This is a genomic window from Sulfitobacter sp. PR48 (genome assembly GCF_028807335.1).
Taxonomy (GTDB): domain Bacteria; phylum Pseudomonadota; class Alphaproteobacteria; order Rhodobacterales; family Rhodobacteraceae; genus Sulfitobacter.
Genome location: NZ_JARAMM010000008.1, coordinates 36,945 through 52,312 on the forward strand (window position 1 = coordinate 36,945; position 15,368 = coordinate 52,312).

Below are 15,368 nucleotides of genomic sequence, written 5' to 3' on the forward strand. Positions count from 1 at the left end.
GGATATTGGACTAAAGTACCAAGGCTGCGCATCCGCGCAGCGTCAGCGGCCCCGGCGGGGCTGCGGACGGGTCGGAATTTCCTTGAGCAATCCGCCCACCCCCATGCCCGCGATATCGGCAGAGCTGACCGGCACGCCGCAGATCACCCGGGACAGCACCCAGTCGGCACCGTTCAGCGCCGGTGCGCGGGCACATCCCGGCAGGCCGATCACGGGGCGGCCGTTCAGCGCCCCCAGGAACAGCAGGTTGCCCGGATCGACCGGCATGCCAAAGCGTGTGACCCTGCCACCGGCCGCGCGCAGGGCGGCGGGTGCCACGTCCTCGCCGTCCGAGGTGGCAGAGCCGGTCAGGACCAGCAGCAGCTCCGATGTGCAGGCCGCCAGCGCCGCTGCCAGCTCGGTGCGCCGGTGCGGCACCAGTTTCACCGTCTCCAGCGTCACTCCCAGCGCTTCCAGCCTGCCTGCGATGGCGTTGCGGCCCTTGTCGCCGACACCGCCGGGGATTTCGGTGATGATCAATGTGGCGGTCTTCAGCACCGGCTGGCGCAGGGTGATCGCGCCTGCGGTCGCCACCGCCGCGCAGGCCTGTGCCAGGTCCGCCTCCGGCACGCCGTAGGAGATGATCTTGATCGTCGCCACCATGCCGCCGTCGCGCATCTGCTGCCAGGGCGGCACGGTGGCGATGGTGATCATCGGATGCACCGCATTCACCGCCTCAAGTGCGGCCACATCCAGTTCCGCCACCCCCGGCCCCTCGGCCAGCAGGTTGACGCGGCCGGTGAAAGGGCGGGTCTGCTTCAGCCCCTTTCCCTGTCCCAGCACGGCAGTGGCCAGCCGTTCCGCCGCCAGATCCTCGCCCAGGTCATCAGGCCCCAGCCGGGCCACGATCACCTCTGCAATGCCGGTTTCCGCCAACGCCTGCAGATCCGCGCCCGACAGCACGCGGCCCTTGCGCAGCCGTCCCCCCCGGGTCGGCACGGAATGGGCCAGCACCGCCCCCTCGGCCTGAGAAAGCGGGACCGGGCCAAACTTCACGATTGCCTCAGCGTCTGGATCATCTCTGCCAGGATCGCCACCGCAATCTCTGCCGGGCCCGCGGCCCCGATGTTCAGCCCGATGGGACCATGGATGCGCCCGATCTCATGCTCGGCAAACCCCGCCTCCGCCAGCCGCGCCACCCGCGCGCCATGTGTCCGCGTGCTGCCGAGCGCGCCGATATAGAAGGCCTTTGAGCGCAGGGCGCAGGTGATTGCCGGATCGTCCAGCTTGGGATCATGGGTCAGCAGCACCACCGCACAGCGGGCATCCAGCCCGATCGCCTCCAAGGCGGCATCGGGCCAGTCGTTGATCACCCGCGCATCCGGAAACCGCGCCTGCGCGCCAAAGGCCTCGCGCGGGTCCACCACAACAGGATCAAACCCCGTGCTGCGCGCCATGCCGACCAGATGCTGGGCAATATGCACCCCGCCCACAACGATCAGCCGCAGCGGCGGATTGTGAATGGCGATAAAGGTCTTGCCATCTGCGTCAACGCCGGAACGGTCCATGCGGAACCTGTCCTCATGTCCCTCGTGCACCAGCCTGCGCGCGCTGCCGTCCAGCGCCACCTCATAGGCGACGGGGTGACGTTCGGCACGGGCCGCGACCAGATCGCGCAGCATCGCCTCGGGCATGCCGGCCTCCCCCACCGGTTCCACCAGAATGCGGATGGTGCCGCCACAGGCCAGACCCACGGCAAAGGCATCGCCATCGCTGACACCATATTCCAGCAGCCGGGTGCCGCCCTGCTCCAGCGCCTCCAGCGCCTCGATCACCACCGCGCCCTCGACACAGCCGCCGGAAACCGAGCCCTCCATCTGCCCCTCGCCCGAGACGACCAGTTGCGCGCTCACCCGGCGCGGGGCAGAACCCCAGGTCTCGATCACCGTGGCAAGGGCCACGCGCTGGCCCGCGTCGATCCACGCCAGGGCCTGTTCCGGTGCTGTCTGCGCTGCCATGCTGATCATCCTTCTCGTCCCGGGACCAGAGGTCCGATGCACTCTTGCCCCGGAATGTAATGCGCGGGGCACCCGCGCTCAATCAGATAAGAACACCCCCGGCCCGTGCAAAGGTCCAGCGCGACCTTGGTCACAGATGGGTCAGGCGGCAGCGGATGGCTTGCACTGCCCCGCTGTGGCAACTACATCTGTCGCGACGACATGATAACCGGAGACCTGCCATGCCGATGCAAGCCAGTGAGATCGAAGAGTTGATCCGCGCGGCCTTTCCCGATGCCCGAATCGTGGTCGAAGGGAACGATGGCGTGCATATGGCGGCGATGGTGGAGGATGCCTCTTTCAAGGGGATGAACCGGGTGCAACAGCAACGCGCGGTCTATGCTGCGCTCAAGGGCAAGATGGACGGGACCAATGGCGAATTGCACGCCCTGGCGCTGACCACGCGCGCCCCAGTCTGAACAGGATTTATCGAGGATAAAACGATGAGCGATGCGACAACGCGGATCAAGGATACGATCACTGCAAACGATGTGGTGCTTTTCATGAAGGGCACCAAGGAAATGCCGCAGTGCGGGTTCTCTTCCCGCGTGGCGGGGGTGCTGAACTATATGGGTGTCACCTATTCCGACGTGAACGTGCTGGCAGACGAAGAGATCCGTCAGGGGATCAAGGATTTCTCGGACTGGCCGACCATCCCGCAACTCTACGTCAAGGGAGAATTCGTCGGCGGCTGCGACATCATCACCGAGATGACATTGTCAGGCGAGCTGGACACGTTGTTCGAGGAAAACGGCGTGACCTATGACAAGGACGCCGCAGACAAGATCCGCGAAGCGAACGGCTAAGCCCCCCGGTCGCTGCCACAGACACCTGCCGGGCCATGCCGGACCGGATGCGGTCCGGCATGGCCCGGCGCTGTCACTTCACCACGCATTCCGCCAGCAGGGTTTCTTCCGAGCCGTCGGTGCCGTCGTGCCAGAGCAGCGTGGCAGTCTCGCCCTTGGTCCACCAGACGTAATGCGACCCGTCGGACGGATAGCCATAGCGCGCGCCCGACGCGCTTTGCTCTGACTGGAGGTTGTACATGCCGCCCTCGACATGGAGGACAGCGATGCCGGGACCGGTCTCGTCGTTGACATAGACCACCGGCACCTCGACACCCCGCTCGCAGGTATAGCGCATCGCCTGCACCTGCATCTCTGCCCAAGCGCAGGCGGGCAGCAACAGCGCCGCGATGCACAGCGCGGGGCGGATCACGCCGACTTTTCCTCGACCTCGGCGGCCAGCGCCTCTGCCCTTGCGGCCAGTTCCGCCAGCGTGTCCTTGACCGACTGCGGCACCACCGGCACCTCGACGCGCTCCGGTTCGATCTTGACATTGCGCAGCCCGGCGAGCTCCGCCTCGCGCTCGGCCAGTTCGGCCTTTACCTCGGCCATGCGGTCTTCGACGCTGGCGGTCTTGTCGGCCAGCAGCAGGCCCGCCATCAGCAGCATCCGCGCCTCGGGCATGCGCCCGACCTGATCGGAGAGCACCTGCGCCTCGTCATCCAGCATCTTGGCGGCGGCATGCAGATAGCTTTCCTCACCCTCCTGACAGGCAACCTCGAACTGGCGTCCGCCAATTGTGATTCGTACCTCTGGCATCAGGCGTCCTCCTCGGCTTCGTCGGTATCGGCGGTGGCGGGGGTGTCCCCTGCGCTGTCCAGCAGCGGACCAAGCGCGGCAAGGATGGCGCTGCCTTCGGCCACATCGGCGGCGCGGGCGGCGCGCAGCCCTTCCAGTTCGGCCAGCATCGCCTTGTTGATCAGATGCGCATCCCCCACCCCTTCGGCGTTGGCCTCCTGCAAGGCGGCGCAGGCATCGGTCAATTGCGCATTGGCGCGGCGGACGCGCTGCAGCTCGATATCAAGCTGGGCGATCCGGGCCTGCGATTCCTCGACCTGGGTGCGCAGCGTTGCGTTTTCGGATTCAGCGCGGGCTTTCAGGGCGCGCACCCGCTCGGTCAGCTGCGCGTTTGCGGTGCGCTCGTCCTCCAGCGCCTGGACCATTTCGGGGTCCGGCGCGCCCGCGTCCTTGCCCAGGCCTTCAAGGCCGGCGGCAACCCGGTCCATGGCCGCGGTGATGCGGCGTTGCAGTTCATCTATGTCACTCATTCCCCGGTTCCTTCACGTCCTGTCTGTCACCGACCGTCACTGCCCCGGCAGATTTCCGGGCGAATCGCCCCTGCACAAGGATTTTTATTATCCTAACCAAAGGATCGGACAAATGCGCCCCCCTTTCAGATCAGCAACTTGACCGGCGAAGTTGATCCGCAAAGCAGCGCCCGTGCCTGTTGCGCTTGAACTTTGCCCCTTGACTGCTATGCACGGGCGCAACCCTGACGCGCTATAAGGAAGCTTCCCTTGGATCTTGACGCCCTTGCCAAAGCACACCCGGACCATTGGTCCAAAGCCACCGCCATCCGCGCCCTGGCCCTGGATGCGGTCGCCGCCGCGAACTCCGGTCACTCCGGGATGCCCATGGGCATGGCCGATGTCGCCACCGTATTGTTCGAAAAGCATCTGAAATTCGACGCCGCCAACCCGCTGTGGCCCGACCGGGACCGGTTCATCCTGTCCGCCGGTCACGGGTCGATGCTGATCTATGCGCTGCTGCACCTGGTGGGCGACGCGCAATTCCCCATCGAAGAGCTGAAGAATTTCCGCCAGATGGGCGCGCGCACCGCCGGGCACCCCGAGAATTTCCTTGCCGATGCGATTGAGACGACAACCGGACCCCTGGGTCAGGGCATCGCCAATTCCGTGGGTTTTGCCATGGCCGAGGAGATCCAGCGCGCCACCTATGGCCGCAAGATCGTCGATCACCACACCTATGTCATCGCGGGCGACGGCTGCCTGATGGAAGGTGTCAGCCAGGAGGCGATCACGCTGGCGGGGCGTCATAACCTGAGCAAGCTGATCGTGCTGTGGGACAACAACAACATCACCATCGACGGGCCTGTCTCCCTGTCCGACCGCACCGACCAGATCGGCCGGTTTACCGCCGCCGGATGGCATTGCATCGAGATTGACGGCCATAACCCCGAAGAGATCGACGCGGCCCTGACCGAGGCGCGCAAGTCCGACAAGCCCACGATGATCGCCTGCAAGACCCATATCGCCCTGGGCCATGCGGCACAGGACACCTCGAAAGGCCATGGCGCGCTGACCGATGCGGGTCAGCTGGCCGATGCCAAGGCGGCCTATGGCTGGCCCTACGGGCCCTTCGAAATCCCGTCGGATGTGAAATCCGCCTGGGAGGCGATCGGCAAGCGCGGCGCAGACGAACGCCGCGCCTGGGAGGAACGCTTTGACGCGATGTCGCGCAACAAGCGCGAGACCTTCAACCGCGCCCTGGCCCTGGACCCGCCGAAAAAGCTGAGCGCCACCATCAAGGCCTTCAAGAAGCAGATGTCGGAAGCCGCGCCCAAGCTGGCCACCCGCGCCTCTTCGGAAAAAGTGCTGGAAGTGATCAACCCGATCATGCCGGAAACCGTGGGCGGCTCTGCCGACCTGACAGGATCCAACAACACCAAGACGGGCGATCTGGGTGTCTTTGACCTGGACAACCGCGGTGGGCGCTATGTCTATTGGGGCATCCGCGAACACGGCATGGCGGCGGCGATGAACGGCATGGCGCTGCACGGCGGCGTGCGGCCCTATGGCGGCACCTTCATGTGTTTCACCGATTACGCCCGCCCCTCCATGCGTCTGGCAGCATTGATGCAGATCCCGACCGTCTTTGTCATGACCCATGATTCCATCGGTCTGGGTGAAGACGGGCCGACCCACCAGCCGGTCGAACATCTGGCAATCAGCCGCGCAACCCCCAACACCTATGTCTTCCGCCCCGCCGACACGGTGGAGACGGCAGAGGCCTGGGAAATCGCGCTGACCTCCAGGAAAACGCCTTCGGTGCTGTCGCTGACCCGTCAGGGGCTGCCGACCGTGCGCAAGGACCACAAGAACAACAACATGGTCGAAAAAGGCGCCTATGTACTGGCCGAGGCCGAGGGCAAGCGTCAGGTGATCCTGATCGCCAGCGGCTCCGAAGTCAGCGTGGCACTTGAGGCGCGCGCGCTGTTGCAGGCCGAAGGCATCGGCGTGCGGGTGGTCTCCATGCCCTGCATGGAATTGTTTGCCGCCCAGGACGACGCCTATCGCAAGCGCATCCTGCCCGGTGGTGCCGTCCGTGTCGGCATCGAGGCCGGTGTGCGCCAGGGCTGGGACCAATGGCTGCTGGGCGAACGCGGCAAGTTCGGCAAGGCCGATTTCGTCGGCATGGACCGTTTCGGCGCCTCTGCCCCGGCGGAGGAATTGTTCGAGAAATTCGGCATCACCGCCCGGAACGTGGCGAACAAGGCCAAGGCGCTGCTCTGAACCTGCGGCCATCGAAAAGCAAACCGGCCATATCTGCCAGCCTTTCAAGGCACAGGGTGGATATGGCCGGGTGAGCAAACCCCGCGCGGCGCAGCCGCAAGGTGGCTGTGCCGACCGGGCCGAAGTTGGAACCGGTTGGCGCGGATGCTAAGCGCAATCCATGAAATTCTCTGCACGCTCGGAACATTCGTGTCGCTGGATGCTTCAGCCTAGTCACCCGGACTCAAAGTTCGGTTCATTGAATGCAGCCCTCGACGGCAGGTTCGCACCCGACACCGAGGGCGGCCCTCCATTTGGCGGGGCATTTCCATTTTTCCATACTTTGCAGCACCTTGCGAGGTCGGAGTTTCGCACCCGCCCTGGGGGGCGGGGTCGGGTGCGAACCGGATCGCAAGCGATCCGGGGGCAGTGGGAAATGATGCGCATTTCGTTTCCGCCATACTAGGTCGGGCGATTCCCGCCCTGCGCCGGGCGGGGCGTTTTTGGATCATACGGCGGACCTGCGCGCCGCAGAGGTCCCCTGCGCCCGGTCAGGCAGGCTTTTTCCCGAAGGGCAGTGCGCGCCACAGCGGTGTGATCAGATTCTCACCCACCGGGATCAGCAGCAGGCCCAGCAACAGCCCGAACACACCATCCATCGCCGCCTTTGCCGCCCATTCCGTACCTGCCTCGATCCCCGCAGGCACCTGATGCGCAACCGCGACAGCCGCGTCGTGGATCCAGTGGCCCAGCGTGCCGAACCCCAGTTCCTCCAGCCCGTGAATGATGATCGACCCGCCGACCCAGAGCATCGCGGCGGTGCCGACAATGGTCAGCAACCGCAGGAACCCCGGCATCCCCTTCACCAGCAACCGCCCCAGCACGCGGGTCAGCGAGAGCCGCCCCCGCTTGGCCATGGCCAGCCCCAGATCGTCCATCTTCACGATCAGACCCACCGCGCCATAGACGGCTACGGTGATCATCACGGCAACCACCGCCAGGGTCGCAGCCTCCATCCAGAAGCTGCTGGGCGGGATCGCGGCAAGGGCAATGGTCATGATCTCTGCCGACAGGATGAAATCGGTCTTGATGGCACCTTGCGCCTTCTGCTCTTCCAGATGCGCGGGGTCTTCCACCACGCTTTCCTTGCCCGGGTAATCCCCGTGCCCGGTGGACAGTCCCACCGCATGGGCGACCTTTTCGGCCCCCTCGAAACACAGATAGGCCCCGCCCAGCATCAGCAGCGGCGAAATCGCCCAGGGCGCGAAATTCGACAGGGCCAGACCGGCTGGCAGCAGGAACACCAGCTTGTTGCGCAGCGATCCCTTGGTGATGCGCCAGACCACCGGCAATTCGCGCGAGGCCTCGAACCCATGCAGGTATTTCGGCGTCACCGCCGCGTCGTCGATCACGGCCCCCGCCGCCTTGCTGCCCGCCTTGGCCGCCTGCCCGATCACATCGTCGACAGAGGCCGCCGCCACCTTGGCGATGGCCGCCACATCATCCAGCAATGCAATCAATCCGCTCATCTTGTGCCCCTTGTTGTTCTGGCACAATTAGCCTGCGCGCCCCGCGCGGCAAATGCAAAGCTGCCATGCCTTTACCGCTAACACCAAGGTTTATCGCTAACAATCTGAAATCACGCGCGTTTGCCCCTTTCGCATCCGCAGCACGGACCGCTATAGAGCGCCCAAAGCTGCACCCAGAGGATGACCAAATGACCATCAAAGTCGGTATCAACGGATTTGGCCGGATCGGCCGCTGCACCCTGAGCCATATCGCCGCCACCGGGCGCGACGACATCGAAGTGGTCAAGATCAACGCGACCGGCCCGCTGGAAACCGCAGCGCATCTGCTGAAATACGACTCTGTCCATGGCCGTTTCCCCGGCGAGATCACCATCGACGACGGCTATCTGAACCTGGGCCAGAACGATATCGAGGTGATGTCGACCTACAACCTCGAAGAGCTGGACTGGCACGGCTGCGACGTGGTGCTGGAATGCACCGGCAAGTTCAACGACGGCAACAAGGCCAATGTGCACCTGGAACAGGGTGCGAAACGGGTCCTGCTCTCGGCTCCGGGCAAGAACGTGGACAAGACCATTGTCTTCGGCGTCAACCACGACACGCTGGTAAAGTCCGACCGGATGATCTCCAACGGCTCCTGCACCACCAACTGCCTGGCGCCGATGGCCAAGGTCATGCATGACGCGGTGGGCATCGAAAGCGGGCTGATGACCACCATTCACAGCTATACCGGCGACCAGCCGACGCTGGACCGCCGCCACAAGGATCTGTACCGCGCGCGGGCCGCTGCCATGGCGCTGATCCCCACCTCCACCGGTGCGGCCAAGGCCCTGGGCGAGGTGCTGCCGGCCCTCAAGGGCAAGCTGGACGGCACCGCGATGCGGGTGCCGACGCCAAATGTTTCCGCCGTGGATCTGACCTTTCAGGCCTGCCGCGATGTCACGGTCGAAGAGATCAACCTGGCCGCCAAGACCGCCGCGGAAGGGTCGATGAAACGGGTGCTGGGCTATGACCCCGAGCAGAAAGTCTCCATCGACTTCAATCACACCGAGGAAAGCTGCATCTTCGCACCGGATCAGACCATCGTGGTCGCGGGCCGGACCGTGCGGGTTCTGGGCTGGTACGACAACGAATGGGCGTTTTCGGTGCGGATGGCGGATGTGGCCGTGGCCATGGGCCAGTTGGGCTGACGCTTGCGCGGGCGGCGTGGGGCTGTCATATCGGTCTGACCTGATGCACAAAGGCAGGCGCGCCCCCGTGACCAACCGTATCGCTATCTTCCTCGGCATGATCCTGATCGCGGCTTTTGTCGCGGACACGATGATCTTCGGCAATGAACACCTGATCTATCTGGGCAAGAAACTGTTCGACCTGATCGAATGGATCGCCTTCTGGCGCTGACGCCAGGTATTTGCAAACCTCCCCCCTGCATTTTGCAAAGTGCCGCCTGCCCGCCGCTCCCGCGATATTGTATCGGTACTTGTTTCTGCCCCCGCCCCCGTTGACTTGGCCCCTTGAGGGCGCAATCTAGGGGCATCTGGATTTGATCAAAAAGGTGTCGTGATGACCATCAGGCTGGGGATCAATGGGTTCGGCCGCATCGGGCGCAGCGTGTTGCGCAGCCTGATGCGCCAGGCGCCGGGGCGCTTCGAGGTGGTGGCGATCAACGATCTGGCCCCGCTGGAAACAGCCGCGCATCTGTTCGAATTCGATTCCGTGCATGGCATCTATCCCGGCACCGTGACCCTTGGTGAGGGCACCATGGACCTGGGCCGCGGCCCGATCCGTGTCACGGCAGAGCCCCGGCCCGAAAGGCTGAACTGGCAGGATGTGGACATCGCCCTGGAATGTACCGGCCATATGACCGATCCGGTCCGGGCCGAGGCGCATCTGCGCAACGGCGCGGGCCGCGTGCTGATCTCGGGACCTGCCAAGGGCGAGGCAAAGACTGTGGTTTACGGCATCAACCATGACAGCCTGACCGCCGGGGACAGGGTGGTGTCGAACGGCTCCTGCACCACCAATTGCCTGGTGCCGATGGTGCATGTCCTCGATCAGGCCTTTGGCATCCGGCACGGCATGATGACCACGGTGCATTGCTATACCAATTCGCAGAACCTGACCGATGCCGCCCATGAGGACCTTTACCGCGCGCGCGCCGGTGCGCTGTCGATGGTGCCGACCTCGACCAGCGCCTCGCGCACGCTGGATCTGGTGCTGCCGCATCTGGCGGGGCGGATCACCAGCCATGCCATCCGGGTGCCGACACCGGATGTGTCCTGCTGCGATCTGGTGGTGACGCTGGACAAGTCCACCACGGCAGAGGCGGTCAACGACGCCTTTCGCGCAGCGGCGGCCGAAGGTCCGCTCAGGGGCGTGCTGGGGGTGACCGACCGCAAGCTGGTCTCGACCGATTTCAGGGGCAACCCCCATTCCGCCGTCTTTGCCACCGACCAGACGCGGATTCAGGACGGCACCCTGCTGCGGGTGCTGGCCTGGTATGACAATGAATGGGCGTTTTCCAACCGGATGCTGGACACGGCCGGCGTGATCGCCAGCCGCATGTAGGCTCAGCCGAAGCGTTCCAGCAGCTTGGCATTGACGCTGGGGGTCACGAACTTGCTGACATCCCCGTCCAGGCGGGCGATTTCCTTGACCAGCTTGCTGGCAATCGCCTGATGCTGCGCCTCGGCCATCAGGAACACCGTCTCGATGCTGTCATCAAGCTGCCGGTTCATGCCGACCATCTGGTATTCATATTCAAAATCCGCCACCGCCCGCAGGCCCCGGATGATGATCTGCGCGCCCACGTCCCGCGCGCAGTTGATCAGCAGGTTCTCAAAGGGATGCACCGCAATCTCGACCCCGGTCTGCCGGCCCAGTTCGGCGCATTCGTCCTGGATCATTTCGACCCTTTCGTCCAGGTCGAACAGCGGCCCCTTGTCGCGGTTGATGGCCACGCCGATCACCAGCTTGTCCACCAGCCGCGTCGCCCGGCGGATGATATCGATATGGCCCAATGTGATGGGGTCGAAGGTGCCGGGGTAAAGGCCAATGCGCATGGGACTTCCTGGATCTGGTCGTTTTCGCGCGCAAGCAAACATGCGCGCGCCTGAGGCGCAAGCGCTAGTGGCCCATAATCATGCCCTGCAGGGCATCTTTCTCCATCGAGAGTTCGGACAGGCGCGCCTTGACCACGTCGCCCAGCGAAATCAGCCCCACCAATGCGCCGTTTTCCAGCACCGGCATGTGACGGAACCTGCCGTCTGTCATCTGCTGCAGGATCGCATCGGCGCGGTCGTCGCGGCTGCAGGTCACCAGCTTGGTTGTCATCAGCTTGTCCACGGTCATGCTCAGGCAGCCCGCGCCCTGTTTGCCCAGTTCGCGCACGATATCACGCTCTGACAGGATGCCGATCGGGGTCTTGCCGTCCTTGGAGATCACCAATGTGCCGATCCGCTTCTCCGACAACATCCGCGCCGCCTCTGAAATCAGAAGGGTGGGCGCAGAGGTCACCACCGCATCATCGGATTTCGATTTGAGAATTTGCGACACCAGCATGGCGTTCCTCCTGTTTTGACGCACCCCGTAAGTCCAGCGTCACCAGAAAGCGTTTAGCTGTCAAGCTTTTGCCTCCAGCAGCGCCAGTTCCGAGCGGATCGCGGCACCAAAGAGGTCGGCAAAGCGGCTCAACCGGCGGTTGGACTGATCGTCGGCATGGCGGATCAGGTAAAACGACCGTTTCAGGCTGACCTCGGCGGTCAGGATGCGCTGCACCTCGGGCGCGAAGGGCAGCACGAAATCATGGACCACGCCGATGCCCCCGCCCCGCGCCACCATCTGCAACTGGACCGAGACGGAATTCGAGGCCAGCGCCACCCGCGTGAGGCCCAGATCCGCAAGATAATCCAGCTCGCGGTCAAAGATCATGTCGGGGATATAGCCCACGATGCGGTGATGTTTCAGATCGGCCACCGAGGCCGGCACGCCCTGCGCACCAAGGTAGCCGTCCGAGGCCGCCAGATGCAGGTGATAATCGCTGACCTTCTGCACGATCAGCCGTCCCGCCGTGGGTGCGGAGACACCGATGGCCATATCCGCCTCGCGCCGCGACAGGTTGAAGACGCGCGGCAGGGCGACGATCTGGATGTCCAGCTCGGGATGGTCGCGCCCCAGCGCGGCGCAGACCTGCGGCAACAGGAAATTCGCCGCCCCGTCCGGCGCACCGATGCGAATCTGTCCGGTCATCCGGTCGCTGGGCACCGCCACCCCGGCAGAGGCCAGCCGCATCGCCTGTTCCACCGCCTCTGCCCGCTCCAGCAGCTGCGCGCCCGCTTCCGTCAGCGCATAGCCCTGCGGCGATTTCACGAACAGGCCAACCTCCAGCGTCTTTTCCAGCCGTGCCACCCGGCGGCCCAGCGTCGCCGGGTCCAGCCGCAGCACCTTGCCCGCGCCCGACAGGCTGCGCTCCCGCGCGACGGCCAGGAACAGGCGGATGTCGTCCCAGTTTTCCATGCGCGCGGCCCTTTCGCCTTCTCCTGCAGATCGCCTTGCAAAAATGCAAAACCATTTTGAAAACTTGCCCCTTTAACATGCCTTTTTGCAAGACTAATCTGCCGCCAACCCAAGGGAGATCCGCTATGCAAGAACTGACCCATTATCTGAACGGTGCCCATGTCAAAGGCACCTCCGGCCGTTTCGCCGATGTGATGAACCCCGCCACCGGCGAAGTTCAGGCGCGCGTGCCGCTGGCCAATGGTGCCGAAATGGCCCAGGCCGTGGCCTATGCACAGGCCGCCCAGCCCGCATGGGCGGCAACAAACCCGCAGCGCCGCGCGCGGGTGCTGATGAAATTCGTGGCCCTGCTGAACCGCGACATGGACAAGCTGGCCGAGGCGCTGAGCCGCGAGCATGGCAAGACCCTGCCCGATGCCGCCGGTGACGTGCAGCGTGGCCTGGAAGTGGTGGAATACTGCATCGGCGCGCCGGAGCTGCTGAAAGGTGAATTCACCGACAGCGCAGGCCCCGGCATCGACATGTACTCCATGCGCCAGGCGCTTGGCGTGACGGCGGGCATCACCCCCTTCAACTTCCCCGCCATGATCCCGATGTGGATGTTCGCGCCGGCCATCGCCTGCGGCAATGCCTTCATCCTCAAACCCTCCGAACGTGACCCTTCCGTGCCGTTGATGCTGGCCGAACTGATGGAAGAAGCGGGCCTGCCCAAGGGCATCCTGCAGGTTGTCAACGGCGACAAGGAAGCGGTGGACGCGATCCTGCACGACGAGGTGATCCAGTCGGTCGGCTTTGTCGGCTCCACCCCCATCGCGGAATACATCTATGCCACCGGCTGCGCCAACGGCAAACGGGTGCAATGCTTTGGCGGCGCCAAGAACCACATGATCATCATGCCCGACGCGGATATGGATCAGGCCGCCGATGCGCTGGTGGGCGCGGGCTATGGCGCTGCGGGCGAACGCTGCATGGCGATTTCCGTGGCTGTGCCGGTGGGTGACGAAACCGCCGACCGGCTGATCGAGAAACTGGTGCCGCGCATCGAAAAGCTGAAAGTCGGCCCCTATACCGCCGGCAAGGATGTGGACTACGGCCCGGTCGTGACCGCCGCCGCCAAGGCCAACATCGAACGTCTGGTGCAGACCGGCATCGACCAGGGCGCGGAACTGGTTGTCGACGGGCGCGATTTCAAGTTGCAGGGCTATGAGGACGGCTATTTCGTCGGCCCGCACCTCTTTGACCGCGCGACCAAGGACATGGACATCTACAAGCACGAGATTTTCGGCCCCGTGCTGACCTGCGTGCGCGCCCAGACCTATGAGGAAGCGCTGGGTCTGGCGATGGACCATGAATACGGCAACGGCACCGCGATCTTTACCCGCGACGGCGACGCGGCGCGTGATTTTGCCAACCGGATCAACATCGGCATGGTGGGTGTCAACGTGCCGATCCCGGTGCCGCTGGCCTATCACACCTTCGGCGGCTGGAAGAAATCCGTCTTTGGCGATTTGAACCAGCACGGGCCGGATGCGTTCAAGTTCTACACACGCACCAAGACCGTGACCGCACGTTGGCCCTCGGGCATCAAGGAGGGTGGCGAATTCTCCATCCCTGTGATGGAGTAAACATCCACACCACCTGCAAGACCAAAGCGGGCCGCAAGACGGCCCCTTTGCCACCCGAACGGAGGAACGGATGCGCCTTTTCGCGAGGATTCTGCTGCTGAGCCTGCCCTGTGTGGCCCTTCTGGCGGGCCCGCCCGCCGCGCAGAACAGCCCGAGCATGACCATGAATGGCGTCACCTTCTCCGTCTCCGGCGGGCAGGAACAGATGCTCAATCCCATCGCGGGCGGGGTCGAGGTGGTGCTGGATGGCCGCCAAATCCAGCTGACAGGCGCGCAGGTGATCGTGGACGGCACATCTTACCCCACCAGCAGCGAGGCGCGCATCGACATCGACGCAAGCGCGGGGCTGCTGCGGATCAGCGCGGATGGGCGTCTGATCATGGAAGAGACCGAGATCGACAAACTGGCCCGCGCCGCCGAGGCGGGGGATACGCTGGCGATGAACAACCTGGCAATCCACCTGCTGACCGGGGCGCAGACCGACATGGATGTGCCCCGCGCCATCGCCCTGCTGGAACGCGCTGCGGGGTCTGGCCTTGCCTCTTCCATGCGCAACCTCGCCCTGCTCTATTACGAAGGCACTGCCGTGCCTGCCGACCTGCCCCGCGCCCGGGAGCTTGCACAACAGGCGGCTGACCTGGGCGATGGCCCCGGCCAGCGGCTGGTGGGCATCTTTCTGTCCGACGGGCTGCTGCAAGACCCCGATCCCGCCGCCGCGGCGCAGTGGTTTGCCCTTGCGGCGGCCCAGGGCGATGCAGCGGCGCAGAACCGCCTTGGCGAGGCCTATCGCGATGGCCTGGGGGTGGATGCGGATCTGACCCGGGCCGCGACCCTGTTCCGGCAGGCCACGACCGCCAAACACCAGGCCGGCACCTGCAACTACGCGCAGGCCCTCTGGGACGGGGCCGGCCTGCCCATGGACCGGGCAGCGGCCTATCAGACCGCCCTGCAACAGGCGCAGCTGGGCGGGCGGGCCTGCCAGTACCTGCTGGGCAGGGCCACTTATGACGGCGATGGCACCGCGCAGAACCGGCGCACGGCGGCGCAATGGTTCTGGGATGCGGCCAATGAAGGCCATGCAGCGGCCGCGCGGCGCCTGGGCGAGATGTACCGCGATGCGGACGGCCTGCCACACGACCTGTTTCAGGCCCGCCACTGGTTCGAAACCGCCGCCCGACTGGGAGACCCCTCTGCGGGGAATGCGCTGGCCGAAATTTCCGGTGACTGACACCGGAAATCGCTCGCAATATTTCTGCAAGGAATGGATATTAACAAGCGTTCAATAACGTGATTTGGGGAGGGAGCA

The 15,368-nt window shown here is 64.6% G+C and carries 17 protein-coding genes; 8 read left to right on the top strand and 9 right to left on the bottom strand.

What is annotated here, in order from left to right; genetic code table 11:
* Positions 1-42: 42 nt before the first annotated feature.
* Positions 43-1,035: a molybdopterin-binding protein gene (locus PVW51_RS11975; protein WP_274575249.1), complete on the bottom strand. Its 993-nt coding sequence runs from the start codon at positions 1,033-1,035 to the stop codon at positions 43-45.
* Positions 1,032-1,997 (bottom strand): XdhC family protein, encoded by a 966-nt coding sequence (locus PVW51_RS11980; protein ID WP_274575251.1) that lies wholly within the window; start codon positions 1,995-1,997, stop codon positions 1,032-1,034. Before PVW51_RS11980 ends, PVW51_RS11975 begins: the two co-directional genes overlap by 4 nt.
* A gap of 221 nt (positions 1,998-2,218) precedes the next feature.
* Here PVW51_RS11980 and PVW51_RS11985 point away from each other — a divergent pair, with 221 nt between their 5' ends.
* Positions 2,219-2,455 carry a BolA/IbaG family iron-sulfur metabolism protein gene (locus PVW51_RS11985; RefSeq protein ID WP_269364254.1) on the top strand — a complete coding sequence of 79 codons (237 nt, stop codon included), beginning with the start codon at positions 2,219-2,221 and terminating at the stop codon, positions 2,453-2,455.
* A gap of 24 nt (positions 2,456-2,479) precedes the next feature.
* On the top strand, positions 2,480-2,842 hold the full coding sequence (grxD, locus tag PVW51_RS11990) for a Grx4 family monothiol glutaredoxin (protein WP_274575254.1): 363 nt from the start codon (positions 2,480-2,482) through the stop codon (positions 2,840-2,842).
* 73 nt (positions 2,843-2,915) lie between these two features.
* Here grxD and PVW51_RS11995 read toward each other — a convergent pair whose 3' ends face one another.
* The 3 genes from PVW51_RS11995 to PVW51_RS12005 are packed head-to-tail and all read right to left on the bottom strand — an operon-like array spanning position 2,916 to position 4,149.
* The gene (locus PVW51_RS11995) at positions 2,916-3,254 is read right to left on the bottom strand and encodes an MliC family protein (protein ID WP_274575255.1); all 339 of its coding nucleotides are present in this window, start codon (positions 3,252-3,254) and stop codon (positions 2,916-2,918) included.
* Positions 3,251-3,640 (bottom strand): cell division protein ZapA, encoded by a 390-nt coding sequence (locus tag PVW51_RS12000; RefSeq protein ID WP_274575256.1) that lies wholly within the window; start codon positions 3,638-3,640, stop codon positions 3,251-3,253. Before PVW51_RS12000 ends, PVW51_RS11995 begins: the two co-directional genes overlap by 4 nt.
* Positions 3,640-4,149, bottom strand: coding sequence for a hypothetical protein (locus tag PVW51_RS12005; RefSeq protein WP_274575257.1), 510 nt, complete (start codon positions 4,147-4,149; stop codon positions 3,640-3,642). The genes PVW51_RS12000 and PVW51_RS12005 overlap by 1 nt, the downstream gene beginning before the upstream one ends.
* Positions 4,150-4,398: 249 nt before the next feature.
* Between PVW51_RS12005 and tkt the strand changes: the two genes are divergently transcribed.
* The gene (gene tkt, locus PVW51_RS12010; RefSeq protein ID WP_274575258.1) at positions 4,399-6,414 is read left to right on the top strand and encodes a transketolase; all 2,016 of its coding nucleotides are present in this window, start codon (positions 4,399-4,401) and stop codon (positions 6,412-6,414) included.
* Positions 6,415-6,944: 530 nt separating this feature from the next.
* Here the strand turns inward: tkt and PVW51_RS12015 are convergent.
* Complete coding sequence (locus tag PVW51_RS12015) at positions 6,945-7,922, bottom strand: DUF808 domain-containing protein (protein ID WP_274575260.1); 978 nt, start codon at positions 7,920-7,922, stop codon at positions 6,945-6,947.
* Between the two features lie 188 nt (positions 7,923-8,110).
* Here PVW51_RS12015 and gap (PVW51_RS12020) point away from each other — a divergent pair, with 188 nt between their 5' ends.
* The 3 genes from gap (PVW51_RS12020) to gap (PVW51_RS12030) all read left to right on the top strand — a co-directional run bounded on the left by gap (PVW51_RS12020) (position 8,111) and on the right by gap (PVW51_RS12030) (position 10,490).
* A complete protein-coding gene (gap, locus tag PVW51_RS12020; RefSeq protein WP_274575261.1) occupies positions 8,111-9,112 on the top strand; it encodes a type I glyceraldehyde-3-phosphate dehydrogenase in 1,002 nt (333 codons plus the stop codon).
* 67 nt (positions 9,113-9,179) lie between these two features.
* Positions 9,180-9,323: a hypothetical protein gene (locus PVW51_RS12025; RefSeq protein ID WP_274575262.1), complete on the top strand. Its 144-nt coding sequence runs from the start codon at positions 9,180-9,182 to the stop codon at positions 9,321-9,323.
* Between the two features lie 162 nt (positions 9,324-9,485).
* The gene (gene gap / locus PVW51_RS12030; RefSeq protein ID WP_274575263.1) at positions 9,486-10,490 is read left to right on the top strand and encodes a type I glyceraldehyde-3-phosphate dehydrogenase; all 1,005 of its coding nucleotides are present in this window, start codon (positions 9,486-9,488) and stop codon (positions 10,488-10,490) included.
* Between the two features lie 2 nt (positions 10,491-10,492).
* On the opposite strand, the gene coaD is transcribed toward gap (PVW51_RS12030), so the two are convergent.
* The 3 genes from coaD to PVW51_RS12045 all read right to left on the bottom strand — a co-directional run bounded on the left by coaD (position 10,493) and on the right by PVW51_RS12045 (position 12,437).
* Positions 10,493-10,984 carry a pantetheine-phosphate adenylyltransferase gene (gene coaD, locus PVW51_RS12035; protein WP_274575264.1) on the bottom strand — a complete coding sequence of 164 codons (492 nt, stop codon included), beginning with the start codon at positions 10,982-10,984 and terminating at the stop codon, positions 10,493-10,495.
* Positions 10,985-11,048: 64 nt separating this feature from the next.
* The gene (locus tag PVW51_RS12040) at positions 11,049-11,483 is read right to left on the bottom strand and encodes a CBS domain-containing protein (RefSeq protein ID WP_269364276.1); all 435 of its coding nucleotides are present in this window, start codon (positions 11,481-11,483) and stop codon (positions 11,049-11,051) included.
* A 60-nt stretch (positions 11,484-11,543) separates the two neighbouring features.
* Complete coding sequence (locus tag PVW51_RS12045; RefSeq protein ID WP_269364277.1) at positions 11,544-12,437, bottom strand: LysR family transcriptional regulator; 894 nt, start codon at positions 12,435-12,437, stop codon at positions 11,544-11,546.
* Positions 12,438-12,562: 125 nt separating this feature from the next.
* Between PVW51_RS12045 and PVW51_RS12050 the strand changes: the two genes are divergently transcribed.
* On the top strand, positions 12,563-14,062 hold the full coding sequence (locus PVW51_RS12050; RefSeq protein WP_274575265.1) for a CoA-acylating methylmalonate-semialdehyde dehydrogenase: 1,500 nt from the start codon (positions 12,563-12,565) through the stop codon (positions 14,060-14,062).
* A gap of 70 nt (positions 14,063-14,132) precedes the next feature.
* Positions 14,133-15,290: an SEL1-like repeat protein gene (locus tag PVW51_RS12055; protein ID WP_274575266.1), complete on the top strand. Its 1,158-nt coding sequence runs from the start codon at positions 14,133-14,135 to the stop codon at positions 15,288-15,290.
* The last annotated feature ends 78 nt before the right edge of the window (positions 15,291-15,368 follow it).